The sequence below is a fragment of the Gordonia sp. L191 genome, from assembly GCF_030077625.1.
In the GTDB taxonomy this organism is placed as follows: domain Bacteria; phylum Actinomycetota; class Actinomycetes; order Mycobacteriales; family Mycobacteriaceae; genus Gordonia; species Gordonia polyisoprenivorans_A.
The window spans coordinates 5,808,063-5,820,069 of the sequence record NZ_CP125996.1; the positions used below are offsets into that span (position 1 = coordinate 5,808,063).

The window sequence follows — 12,007 nt, forward strand, 5'->3', positions numbered from 1 at the left end:
ATGGTCTCAACAGAAGGATTCATCATGGAACTTGCCCTGTACCTGCCCAACTTTCGCGAGCAGATCACCGTCACCGAACTCGAAGAACTCACCGCCTTGGCAGAAGATCTCGACTTCTCCTCGGTGTGGACGCTCGACCGTGTCATCGTCCCGGAATCCTCGGACCGAGCGGAGATGGAATACGCGTTCGGAATGATGCACGAACTTCCCAAGCAACTCCCGGTGTCCTCTCGCGGTCAGTTTCTGCAGGGATTCCCTCTGCTTCCGTGGCTGGCGGCCAAGACTTCCAAGGTTCGGATCGGGATGAGCATCATCGACACCCCTTACCGTGCACCCGGCGTGCTCGCAGCCGAGCTGGCCACCATCGACCACCTCAGTAATGGGCGCCTTAATGTCGCGCTCGGATCAGGCTGGATGCCAGAGGAATTCGCCGCCTCCAGCGCAAGTCACATCTTCCCCAGACGCCATCAACACCTTCGCGAGACGATCGAGATCCTGCAGGGGATCTGGGCGAACGGCGTCTTCGAGTACCATGGCGAGTTCGCCGACTTCGGTCCGAGCGGATTCGGCGCCAAGCCATTGCAGGCTCCGCGACCACCGATGTACTTCAGTGGGCTCAAGGATGCCAAGCGGGCCGCGAAGCGAGTCGCCACGTATGGGCTCGACGGCTGGATCGGTATCCAGGACTCCCCGGAGGAGATCGCTCAGTGGCGCGCGGGTATCGCCGGCGAGCTCAGCGAGCTTGACACCGACCGCAGCATCGATGATCTCGACATCGCCACCATGATCTGGACGGTGATCACCGATGTCGACATGGATCAGACCCCGGCAGGCAAGGCGAGCAACCTGCTGGTCGGTTCCGAACGGCAGGTGACCGACATGCTCAAGCGCTACCGCGAGGCTGGCCTGACCACTCTGCTGCTATGGCCGCCGTTCGCCGACGTACCGACCGCAAAGACCATGGACGACATGAAGCGACTCAAGAACGACATCCTCCCCACCATCGAAGCGATGTGACCCACGCCGGAATCGACGCCGTGGGACCTCGATTATTACAACCAACGTGACCGGCGACTTCGACGCTGCTCTGGGGCTGCGCATACAGGGGCTTCTCCGAAATGATCGCGCAACAGAAGCGACGCTCGGTTGGCCGCGATTCGCTCGGAGTTGACCGGTGAACCCGGTCGCCGAAGCGACGAAACCGCGCCCGGGCGGTCCGGAGTGCTGGCACCGGGCGATCGTCAGTCAGCACAAGTGCGCGTGCCGAATCCTTGCATGCTCCTGGTGAATTCCAGCGATTCGTTATTCGCGAAAGTGTCGGGCGAGAATGCCGGGTCGGTCATCACACCCCAAGCTCGGCGGCGTTGCATGGCAAGGTTTCCGGCATCGTAGAGGGGAAAGACGATAGCTTCCCGGTAGAGCTTGGCCAGGGGAAAGCGGCGGTCGAGGGCGTTGACGCCGACAACGCGCATGCAGTCGTACACCACGCTGTGCATCAGGTCGCCGCAATAAGTCTTGTTCATTCCCGCGATGGCATGGCCTTGCCCTGGGTGGGTGTCCATATAGTGGGCAGTCTTCCAGCTGAAGTATCGCCCGGCTTCAATGCGGGCCGCGATCTCGGTGAGAAGGTTGCCGACTGCTTGGTGATGGATGATGGGCGCGGTTCCTCCGCCGGTGTAGGTTCTGGCCCACTTGAGCGTGAAGTCGTATGCGCTGCGCGCAACAGCCACTGCGGCGATGCTCGCGATGGGTGCCGACCAGGTGAAGTTGCGATGTATGAGCAGGTCACCGTTGGTGGCGGTCAGTATGTTCTCTTCAGGGACGCGAGCGTTGCGAAAGGTCATGGTGACGTTCTGGCATGTGCGATGAGCCATCTTGTCGATGACCTCGTAAGTGATGCCCGCGGTGCCGCGCTCGACCACGAAGACACCGAGTGCGTCGACGGCGCCGCGGGTGGTGTCGGTGCGTGCGACACACACATTGATATCGGCTCCTCGGAGGTCCCATCCGCCGGCGTTGGCCGGCCAGTGCTTCTCTCCGTTCACCATGTACTCGCCATGGCGTGCTTTGTGTTCAGCGAGAAGTTGTATGCCTGCAATGGGATTGGGATGGTCGAAGTTGGCGGTGCCGCCACGTTCGCTGACGACCCAGCCGGCGAGGAAACTGCCGGTCTTGTCCTCGGTCGCTTTGGTGATCCAGCGTTCGCGTTGTTCTTCGGTGCCGAGCCACAAGATCGGCATGAGCGCGAGCCCGTTGACGAGCAGAATCGTGGGGAATCCCGGGTCGGCGGCGCAGAGTTCTTCGATCGCGACGAGAAAGTCGACGTTGCTTGCGCCGCCACCGCCGTACTCGCGAGGCAGAAACATTGAAGTGAAGCCGTTCTCGGCGGCGATCCGATAAATCGGCTGCATCGCGCGGAACGCCTCGTGCGGATCGGCGATCGTGTCGGCGTGCTCGGCAGCGGGACGCAGAACGTCGACGGCGAACTCGCGCGCACGCGCTTTGAGTCGCTGTTGCTTCTGCGTCAGGTCGAACCCGATAGCCACTTACTACCTCCGAAGGGAGCCATCACAACACGGACGGCAGATGGGTCGGGGAGAGAAGGCGCGGTGACGTCTAGGTCAAGCGGTCACGCGACCGGGGGTCCACTGTGCGTCATGCCGAGCGCACCGAGCAAGCCGTAATCATTGGTGGCGATGTCTGCCAGCGTGGCCCGATCGAGGACCTCGAAATACGCATCGAGAGCTTGTGCAAAGACACTACGAGCCCCGCACACTCCCGCGATGCGGCAGTAACGCACCGGTCCCAGACACTCCACAACGGCGAAGTCGGACTCCATGATTCGCATGATCTGCCCGACAGTGATGGTGGCCGGATCTCGCACCAGATGCACTCCACCGCCCCGGCCTCGTGTCGTCTCCACAATCGCGGCGCCGGCCAGCTTCTGGACCACCTTGTCCAGGTGGTTACGCGAAATGTGGTGGGCCGAAGCGATGTCGGCGACTGATCCACGACGTTCGGGTGCGACACGCAGATACAGCAACACCCTCAGGGCGTAGTCGGCGTGGCTCGTGTGCTTCATGGTGGCCTCCAGCGGCAACGTGTTCACCGATCGTACCGGCCACCAGCGGTCGCCGCGGTTCGCACGAGTGGGGGTGCGGCGGGGCCGGGCCGTCGGACCGCTTGCACCGCACCCCCGTGTGCGTCAGCCTGCGATGGTGCCGATGCTCTCGTGGTGCTTGCCGAACTTCACGTATTCGTCCTCCATGATGGCGCGCGGATTGAAGGCAGGATCTGCGATGATGCCGTGGACGCGGCGACGTTGCATACCCATGTTGCCGCCATCGTAGATCGGCAGGACCGCAGCTTCGCGCAACAGTTTTCCGAATCCGTACTTCGTTTCCAGGCTGTTGACGCCCACGATCTGCATGCACTTGTAGACGCAGTCAAACATCATCTCGGTGACCTGGATCTTGTTCATGGCGCCGACCAACTCCGCATGCTGGTCGTGCTTGTCGAGATAGTCCGCAGCCCGCCACGAGAATGAACGGGCCATCTCGATCTTCGATGCCACGTCACCGAGCACGTAGCCCACGTTCTGGAAGCCGATGATCGGCTTTAGTCCACCTGCTGTGTTCGTCTTGGCCCAGTTCAGCGCGGTTTCGTATGCAGCGCGCGCCATCCCGACTGCAGCAATGGCCGCCACCGGGCCGGACCAGGCGAAGTTGCGGTTGATGACCAGATCACCGTTCCCGGCTGCGCCGGGCAGGAGATTGGCGGCGGGGATTCGCGCGTTGTCGAACACGATCTCGGCGTTGGAAGCGAGTCGGTGGCCGATCTTGTCGAGATGGCGGTAGCTGACACCGGGAGTGTTGCGTTCGAGGATCAGGGCCGACAAGCCCTCGGTGCCGCCCTTGTCCGAATCGGTGCGAACGATGAGCGTTCCGGCGTTGGTGCCCCGTTCATCCCACCCAGCCGAAGAGGGCCAGTACTTGCGGCCGTTGACGATGTAGTCGTCACCGTCGCGCACTGCGGTGAGCCCCACGCCCGCCGGGCGCGACAGCTGGATATCGAAGTTCGCCGTGCCGGCGGGGTGTCCGGGCGGCTCGCTGGCCGTCCACCCACCGAGGTACTCGCCGGTGGGATCGGATGTCGCCGCGGAGAGGAACTTCTCCTTCTGCTCGTCGTTCCCGTACCAGGCAATCGGCATGAGTCCCAACCCGTTGCATAGCACCGTGCAGGCGAAGCCGGGATCGACCACGCAGATCTCCTCGGCGGCGATGACCAGGTCGACGCAGGAGACGCCGCCCCCGCCGTACTCGGACGGCAGCATGCACATGGCGATCCCGGCGCGGTAGGCCTCGATGTAGGCGGGCTTGGTGAGTTGAAAACCCTTGAGCGGATCGGGTTCTGCGTCGGCTTCGATGATGATGGGTGCCAGGACGTTCTCGGCGAATTCGCGGACCTCGTGCTGCAGTGTGCGCTGCTCCGAGGACATTGTGAAATTGATGGACATTGGGTGTCTCCAGTTCTGCAGGGTTTTCACAGACGACCACTGCTTGGCCCCGTTGCACGAGCTGCGATCGACCATGACAATCCCAAACCGGTATTTCCGATACCGGTTTAATTCTGTTACCGGCGGGCTACCGCGCGTTGCCGATTCCTCACCGCGCAGTTGGGCGACTGTGAGATCTGAGAAACTCCCGGATGCGTTGCGGCCGTCGGTGCTGATCGACGTCGCGGCGTGGGTTGCCGATATCGCAGCGGGAACTGGTGGCGAGGAGGTCATGGGCCTGCAGCCCATCATGTCGGGGCCGCGTCCGGGCCGGTCGGGCTGATCGACGACGTCGGGCACCTTCGATAGTGTCGATGGAGTCGTTCTAGGGCCTGGTGCGCGATGCCACTGCTCTACAGACTGCCGGGCCGGACCGAGCGGGTCGGTGTGGTGGGGTTGAGGTTCGCTTGTTCCGAGAGCGCCGCCACAGAAGTCGAGTTCGCTCGTCATATCGGTACTGCACGAGCCGCGGCCGGTGTCGCATGCCCCAGGATCTCGGTGCTGCGATCAGCGTGCCGTGGCCGATTGTGCTGCTCAGATCGCGGACTCCACGTCTTCGTTGGCAGGCGTCGGTGTGCCGATCGTCGGCCGGGCCGTGGTCCGTGCACGCTTTCGGAATGTGGTCTTACCGGAACGAACGAATTCTGTGGGGCGGATCGAGTGCTCGTACAGTCCTCGCGTCTCGGTGGCCACCACCATGACGTGATTATTGCGACCAGCCTGTTTCGCCTCGAGTAGAGCATTGTCGGCGGCCGACATGGCATCGTCCAATGACGCCGGTGAGACACTGAACTCGCCATAAGCCACTGCCCCGACACTGACGGTCACGGGAATACCGCTCTGGATCTCAAGTGGCAGATGGATTCGTTGGATCAGTGCGCGCGCCTGATCTGCCGGCATCCGCATGACGGCGGCGAACTCGTCACCTCCGATGCGTCCGATGGCGGCGTCGGGCAGGGCGAGGTCCGCGATCCGTCGAGCGAGGTCGCACAGGATGCCGTCTCCGACTGCATGCCCGTGCTCATCGTTGATGTGTTTGAACCGATCGACGTCGATCATGATCAGCGTCACCGGACGCTGAGAGCGGAGGATCTCCGAGGCCGCGATGGAGAAACTACGACGGTTCATTACGCCGGTCAGCGGGTCGGTGTTGGCCCAATCTGTCTGCATGGCCAACGCTTTTTTGAACGTGGATGAGTACGACCGCAGCAACATCACGACCCCGTTCGCGGATATGAGTGAGGCTGTGGCTAGCAGGACGGATGTGCCGTCGTGGGCTCCATGCCGGATGGCGCCCACTGCTAGCCAGATGATGATCGAACTGCTTGCCAGGATATGGCCGAGAATAACGCGTAAGCGGACAAAGTGCGCGACGTAGGCCCCGATGATGGCGAAGAGCACGGTCGCCAGTAGCGCGGTCAATGGATTTCGTAGTAGCAGAAGTGTGATGATCATTCCGACATCGGCGTACGCGACGAAGAGATTGTTCATCGAGGTCGGTCGATGAGCATGCGGTTCCACCGACCACCACGAACGAGCAACCCGCAAACGGGTGATCAGGGCCGCGGCGGGTACTGTGGATACAGCTATTGCCAGAACAGCGACACTCCGCGAGGTCGATCCCTGTGTTCCGTCCGGCGTCGTGGTGGTTAAGAGAGCTAAGATGCCGAAACACACTGTCAGCGCGGCGATGCCCCACCGGGCGACGTAGACGCTGCCGCCACTGAGTGCGATCGATCCACGTGCTGCAGTCCAGACGCTTTTGTCGCGAGATGTTGTGCCGCGTGCGAGGGTGTCGTCCTGCGCCGCATCCTCAGGCGCACTACTGTTCTTCTGGGTGAGCAATCGAAGCACACGCGATGGCACCGTCGGGTTACCTCTCCTTATTGCAGTTGGCGCTGCAATTCTGGTTTCTACACCCCCGATTAGACCTTCTGTATGGTATCCATTCTCGCGCCGCACTTCATGTCTGGTGCGAAAGAATATTCGAGATGATTCTCAAGCAGAAAGTGTCAAACGTCGGCAATTATCGTTGATGGTGCGACATACGTGGAGTGTGCCCAGGGGCTTGCTGATCAACGGCGCACGGTGTACGGCGCCGTCGGTCGTGGGCCGAGCGTTTGCGACGTTGATGAGGAGCGGATAGGCCCGAAAACTCGAGTCTTCGATCGCGCATTTGGGTGCGGAAGCGTATCTGATTGCGGTCGTACAGCCAGGTGCTGGCAGTCTCGGGCGATAGGGCTTGTGCTCACGATTGGCGACTCTGAACCCCGGTGGGGAGTGCTCGGCCCCGGTGCCCTGACGAGGTCTGGGTCGTAGGTGGCGGCGGCCCGGCGGGACCGTGCGGCGCGGACGGATGTCCGTTGATGTCCCGCCGATGTCGGTGACGGCGGCGGGCGTGATCGTCGCGGACAGCATCCGGCCGTCTAGCATCGGAGCCGATCACGAACACACAGCAACCGAACGCTCGTAGACGATGGGGAGGGGCAATGGGCCAGGCCACACCGGTGTACGCCCGTTCGGCCGTGGCCGTTCCCGTCGACGACTGGCGGCACTATCCGCCGCTGGCTCTGCCGAAGATCCTCGACGTCGCCCTCACACAGATCGTCGAGCACGGCTATGACGCCACCAGTGTGCGCACCATCGCCGCCGAGGTCGGCGTGACGGTTCCGGCGCTGTACTACCACTACGAGAACAAGCAGGCGATCCTCGTCGCGCTGTTCGACCACGCGATGAGCACGGTCAGCGCCCACATCGACGCCGCGCTCGCCGAGGCCGGCGACGATCCGGTGCGCCGGCTCTCGGCGCTGGTCGAGGCGACCGCGTTGTATATGGCCAACTACCGGGACCTGGCCTTCTTGGACTCCGAGCGCCGCTCACTGACTGCTGAGAACGGCCGATGGTATCGTGAGCATCGCGACACCATCGACGGACAGTTGCGTGACGCAATCGAAGACGGTTGCCGCGCCGGGGTTTTCGCGACGTCGGTGCCCGACTCTGCGCGGCGGGCGATCTTGTCCATGTGTCAGGGGATCGCGAGCTGGTATTACCCCGACGGGCCCAAGACACCTGCGGAGACGGCAGCGGAGTATGTGCGGATCGCGCTCGCCGCAGTAGAGTTCGGCGCCGCCGACGACAGCTGAGATCCAGGGTTCGGTCAGCCGGTCGACACCTGCTCGACCACTTCGGTCGTCCGGTGGACCGGACATCCGGGGGCGAAGGTACCGAGCTTATCGACCTCGAAGCCGTTGGGGTAGCTGCGGATTCGTGGCATGTTGCGGACCAGGCGGGGTGCGCGCCGGGAGGGCAGCAGTGCGACGACGCGGGCGCGCACGCGGAGTCCGGCGACAGAGAGCTTGCGCGCCAACGCATTCGGCTTGTGGTAGTGGAATGCCTGCAACAGCGGGTCGTCCATCACCGACCGGCTGAAGATGTCGATGAGGGGCGCCGCCGGTTTCGGGTAGAAGGTCGTCATCAGGTGCATCGTCGAGTCCGCGACGCGCCGTGCCCCGGCGTCGAAGGCGAAGTGCGCGGCCTCGTAGTCATCGAGCAGGCGTGCGAAGCCCTCGTAGGTTTCCGGGATGCCGGTGATCCCCATGTGCTTTCCGAGCGAGCGGTAATAGAGCACCGACGCGCGCACTTCCTCGTAGGTCATCCGGCGCCACCCGTAATCATCGATCCACCGTTTGGGAACAACGACGAATGTTGCCAGGACATAACGCATGTCGTCGTTGGTGATGTCGTACATCTTGTGCATCTGGTTGATGCGGCGAATGGCCGCCTTGCCTTGCGGACTGGAAATCCCCTCCAGTAGAGGAACTTCCAGGAGTAAGCCGGTGTCGTCGTAGCGCTTTTGCACGCGTTTGGTGAACTCGCCGGTCTCGTCGAGCAGTCGTCCGATACTCGGTACGGCGTAAGTGCGGAAGAGGGCGAAGCTCAGTGCCTGGTTCATGTCCCAGGGGAACTCGTAGGTGACGAGATTGCGGTAGATCTCGCCGAAGTCGGTGTCGGGGTCGAAGCCGTGGTTGCGGTCGATCCTGAGCATGACTGCCTCCTTGCGTCGTGGCATCGACTATAAGACGACTTATAGTTTTGTGCAAGGGGTCACACAAGGCGCGGGGTGTGGCTCAGCCGGGGAGTCCGAAAGGACGGGCAGAAGTCAGTGGCCGGGGGGCTGGGGTGGGGTCCTGGCCGCGTCGCCGAGTTCGCCGAGCGGACCGATCGCGCTTTGCAGGAACATCCGAAATCCCAGGTCGAGGGCCTCGTAGGAGCGCAGCGTCCCGCTTTCGTATCCGACGAGCAGATACATCGAGATGGTGGCGTACTCCTCGGCGGCGAAGTCGTCGCCGAGGGCCTCGCGGTAGGTCTCGGCGATGAAGTCGCGCCGTTCGAGGTCGACTTCCTCCTGATGCTTGCGGACCTCCGGATCCTGGGCGGCCCATACACGGATGGCCCGCTCGGAATCGTGGGGCAGGGTCAGGCCGACGTCCATCAGTGCCGTGAGGCGTTCGACCGGGTCGGTGACCTTGCGCGCTTCGGCGATCGGCCGCTGGCTCTTCTCCTCGCGCCAATAGGTGATCAGCGCCGAGGTGAACTCGGACCAGTTGTCGAACGCGTGATAGAAGCTGCCGGTGGTGGCGTCGGCGCGGGCGCAGACCGCCGCGAGTTTGAGCGTACCGAATCCGTCCTCGGCGAGGACGGTGAGACCCGCCTCGAGGAACCGCACGCGCGCGTATCGCGACGGCGTCGATCTCCTCTCGCGGGCCATAGGGTCCGATCCTAGTAGCGCCGATCATGTACGCCGTCCGAACATCCAGACGCGGGTGGTGGACCGTCGGCGTCGGCAAACTCGCGGGCCGTCCGGGCCTGCGACATTGTTGATCTGCATCACACCGCCGTGTTACAAACTTAGCGAACGATCAGTCGGTGGTTTGGGTTCTTGCGTGGGCGCACACGCCTCGCCGCAACCCGGGCGCCGTGAATCCTCCGGAGGTTCTCCCCATGCCCGAAGCCGTCATCGTCGACGTCGTCCGCCTTGCCTCCGGCAAGGGCAAGCCCGGCGGCGCACTCTCGCAGACCAAGCCCGTCGAGCTGCTCGCGCACGTGCTGCGCGCACTCGTCGAGCGCAACGACCTCGACCCGGCCCTCGTCGACGACGTCATCGGTGGCTGCGTCGGCCAGGCCGGGGAACAGGCGCTCAACATCTCGCGCACCGCACTGTTGTCGGCCGGATTCCCCGAGTCGGTGCCCGCGACCACCGTCGACCGGCAGTGCGGGTCGAGTCAGCAGGCGGCGCACTTTGCCGCGCAGGGCGTCATCGCGGGTGCGTACGACATCGTGATCGCCGCGGGCGTCGAGTCCATGAGCCGGGTACCGATGGGCTTCACCACCGTCGGGCAGAGCCCGTACGGACCGAGCATTGCCGCTCGTTACCCCGAAGGGCTTGTCGGCCAGGGTATTTCGGCGGAGCTGGTCGCGGCGAAGTGGAAGTTCGACAGGGATGCGGTGGATGCGTTCGCTGCCGAGTCGCATCGACGTGCCGCGCAGGCCGCCGCGGATGGTTTCTTCGCCAAGGAGATCCTGCCGATCGAGGTCGCCGACACCGACGGCAACCGGGTCACCCACGCCGTCGACGAGACGGTGCGCGCACAGACCACCCAGGAGGGTCTGTCCGGACTGAAGTCGTCGTTCTACAGCCCCGAATACGCCGAGCGCTTCCCCGAGATCAACTGGCACATCACCCCCGGCAACTCCTCGCCGCTGACCGACGGTGCCTCCGGGGCGCTGATCATGAGCGACACCATGGCCGCCAAGCTCGGCCTGACGCCGCGTGCCCGCTTCCACGCCTTCTCGCTGGCCGGCGACGACCCGATCTTCATGCTGACCGCGCCGATCCCGGCAACCCACAAGGTGCTCAAGCGCTCGGGCCTGTCGATCGGCGACATCGACGCCTACGAGGTCAACGAGGCTTTCGCGCCGGTGCCGATGGCGTGGGCGCACGAATTCGGCGCCGACCCGGCCAAGCTCAACCCGCGCGGCGGGGCGATCGCCCTCGGCCACGCACTCGGGTCGTCGGGCACCCGACTGCTCTCGACGCTCGTCAATCATCTCGAGGCCACCGGCGGGCGCTATGGTCTGCAGACCATGTGTGAAGGCGCCGGAATGGCCAACGCCACCATCATCGAACGGATCTGAATCCATGAAACGTACAGTCTTCGAGGCCGAGCACGAGCAACTGCGCGCATCCGCCCGCGAATTCCTCGCCCGCGAATGCGCGCCCAACGTCGAGAAGTGGGAGGCCGCAGGGCAGGTCGACCGCGAGGCCTACAAGAAGGCCGGCGACGCCGGACTTCTCGGCTTCAACATCCCCGAGGAGTACGGCGGCGGCGGGGTCACCGACGACTTCCGTTTCAATGCTGTCATCGTCGAGGAATTCGCCCGCTTCGGTAGCGCCGCACCCGGTCTGAGCCTGCAGAACGACGTTCTCGTCCCCTACTTCCTGCACCTGGCCAACGAGGAACAGCGCGCTCGATGGATGCCCGGGATGGCCACGGGCGAAACGATTCTCGCGGTCGCCATGACCGAGCCCGGCGCCGGTAGCGACCTCGCCGGGATCAAGACCTCGGCCCGCCTCGACGGCGACCACTACATCCTCAACGGCTCCAAGACCTTCATCTCCGCCGGCATCAACTCCGATCTGGTGGTGGTCGTGTGCCGCACCAATCCTGATCCGGGCGCCGGCCACAAGGCATTCTCGCTACTCGTCGTCGAACGCGACATGGAGGGCTTCGAGCGGGGCCGCAAGCTCGACAAGATGGGCCTCAAGGCAGCCGACACCGCCGAACTGCACTTCACCGACGTCCGGGTGCCCCGGGAGAATCTCCTCGGCGAGGAGAACAAGGGCTTCTACCACCTCATGCAGAACCTGCCGTCGGAGCGGCTCTCGATCGGCATCGGGGCCATCGCCGGCGCTCGTGCCGTCTTCGAGGAGACGCTGCAGTACACGAAGGACCGCAAGGCTTTCGGGCAACCCATCGGTGCGTTCCAGGCGAATCGGTTCTACCTCGCCGAGATGTCGACCGAACTCGACATCGCCGAGCAGTACATCGACCGCTGCCTGCGCGCCGTCCTCGACGGTGACCTGACCGCCGTCGACGCCGCCAAGAACAAGTGGTGGTGCACCGAACTGGCCAAGAGGGTCATCGACCGCTGCGTGCAGCTGCACGGCGGCTACGGATACATGAATGAGTACAAGGTGTCTCGCACCTACACCGACTCGCGCATCCAGACGATCTTCGGTGGTACCACCGAGATCATGAAGGACCTCATCGGCCGGGATATGGGCCTGTAGGCCCTTCCCCTGGTGGTCGAGGTGCCCGGCGCTCCAGGCGCCGGGCCTCGAGACCTCTTGCGCCGATGCTGGTTTCGTACCAGCGTCGGCTGTCGGTGGTC

10 protein-coding genes are annotated in these 12,007 nt (G+C 63.7%); 4 read left to right on the plus strand and 6 right to left on the minus strand.

Annotated features, from left to right (window positions below; genetic code table 11):
- Positions 1 to 24 precede the first annotated feature (24 nt).
- A complete protein-coding gene (locus QNM97_RS26230) occupies positions 25 to 1,017 on the plus strand; it encodes an LLM class flavin-dependent oxidoreductase (protein ID WP_283820991.1) in 993 nt (330 codons plus the stop codon).
- 224 nt (positions 1,018 to 1,241) lie between these two features.
- Here the strand turns inward: QNM97_RS26230 and QNM97_RS26235 are convergent, their stop codons facing one another.
- From QNM97_RS26235 to QNM97_RS26250, 4 genes are all read right to left on the minus strand, one after another.
- On the minus strand, positions 1,242 to 2,546 hold the full coding sequence (locus QNM97_RS26235) for an acyl-CoA dehydrogenase family protein (RefSeq protein ID WP_283820992.1): 1,305 nt from the start codon (positions 2,544 to 2,546) through the stop codon (positions 1,242 to 1,244).
- 83 nt (positions 2,547 to 2,629) lie between these two features.
- Positions 2,630 to 3,082, minus strand: a complete 453-nt coding sequence (locus tag QNM97_RS26240) for an RrF2 family transcriptional regulator (protein WP_283820993.1) — start codon at positions 3,080 to 3,082, stop codon at positions 2,630 to 2,632.
- Between the two features lie 123 nt (positions 3,083 to 3,205).
- Complete coding sequence (locus tag QNM97_RS26245) at positions 3,206 to 4,855, minus strand: acyl-CoA dehydrogenase family protein (protein WP_283820994.1); 1,650 nt, start codon at positions 4,853 to 4,855, stop codon at positions 3,206 to 3,208.
- Between the two features lie 234 nt (positions 4,856 to 5,089).
- Entirely contained in the window at positions 5,090 to 6,421 is a 1,332-nt protein-coding gene (locus tag QNM97_RS26250; RefSeq protein ID WP_283820995.1) for a GGDEF domain-containing protein, read from the minus strand.
- 623 nt (positions 6,422 to 7,044) lie between these two features.
- Here QNM97_RS26250 and QNM97_RS26255 point away from each other — a divergent pair.
- Complete coding sequence (locus QNM97_RS26255; protein ID WP_283820996.1) at positions 7,045 to 7,698, plus strand: TetR/AcrR family transcriptional regulator; 654 nt, start codon at positions 7,045 to 7,047, stop codon at positions 7,696 to 7,698.
- A 14-nt stretch (positions 7,699 to 7,712) separates the two neighbouring features.
- Here the strand turns inward: QNM97_RS26255 and QNM97_RS26260 are convergent, their stop codons facing one another.
- Both QNM97_RS26260 and QNM97_RS26265 read right to left on the minus strand, forming a co-directional pair.
- Positions 7,713 to 8,600 (minus strand): oxygenase MpaB family protein, encoded by an 888-nt coding sequence (locus QNM97_RS26260; protein WP_283820997.1) that lies wholly within the window; start codon positions 8,598 to 8,600, stop codon positions 7,713 to 7,715.
- Positions 8,601 to 8,714: 114 nt separating this feature from the next.
- Complete coding sequence (locus QNM97_RS26265) at positions 8,715 to 9,323, minus strand: TetR/AcrR family transcriptional regulator (RefSeq protein WP_283820998.1); 609 nt, start codon at positions 9,321 to 9,323, stop codon at positions 8,715 to 8,717.
- A 233-nt stretch (positions 9,324 to 9,556) separates the two neighbouring features.
- Between QNM97_RS26265 and QNM97_RS26270 the strand changes: the two genes are divergently transcribed.
- Complete coding sequence (locus QNM97_RS26270; RefSeq protein ID WP_020169823.1) at positions 9,557 to 10,750, plus strand: thiolase family protein; 1,194 nt, start codon at positions 9,557 to 9,559, stop codon at positions 10,748 to 10,750.
- Positions 10,751 to 10,754: 4 nt separating this feature from the next.
- A complete protein-coding gene (locus tag QNM97_RS26275) occupies positions 10,755 to 11,906 on the plus strand; it encodes an acyl-CoA dehydrogenase family protein (RefSeq protein WP_283820999.1) in 1,152 nt (383 codons plus the stop codon).
- Positions 11,907 to 12,007: the final 101 nt, after the last annotated feature.

Excerpts from the sequence above, each read along its gene's own strand:
- QNM97_RS26230 (WP_283820991.1), top strand. The coding sequence starts at position 25 with ATGGAACTTGCCCTGTACCTGCCCAACTTTCGCGAGCAGATCACCGTC.
- QNM97_RS26240 (WP_283820993.1), bottom strand. The coding sequence starts at position 3,082 with ATGAAGCACACGAGCCACGCCGACTACGCCCTGAGGGTGTTGCTGTAT.
- QNM97_RS26255 (WP_283820996.1), top strand. The coding sequence starts at position 7,045 with ATGGGCCAGGCCACACCGGTGTACGCCCGTTCGGCCGTGGCCGTTCCC.
- QNM97_RS26260 (WP_283820997.1), bottom strand. The coding sequence starts at position 8,600 with ATGCTCAGGATCGACCGCAACCACGGCTTCGACCCCGACACCGACTTC.
- QNM97_RS26265 (WP_283820998.1), bottom strand. The coding sequence starts at position 9,323 with ATGGCCCGCGAGAGGAGATCGACGCCGTCGCGATACGCGCGCGTGCGG.
- QNM97_RS26270 (WP_020169823.1), top strand. The coding sequence starts at position 9,557 with ATGCCCGAAGCCGTCATCGTCGACGTCGTCCGCCTTGCCTCCGGCAAG.
- QNM97_RS26275 (WP_283820999.1), top strand. The coding sequence starts at position 10,755 with ATGAAACGTACAGTCTTCGAGGCCGAGCACGAGCAACTGCGCGCATCC.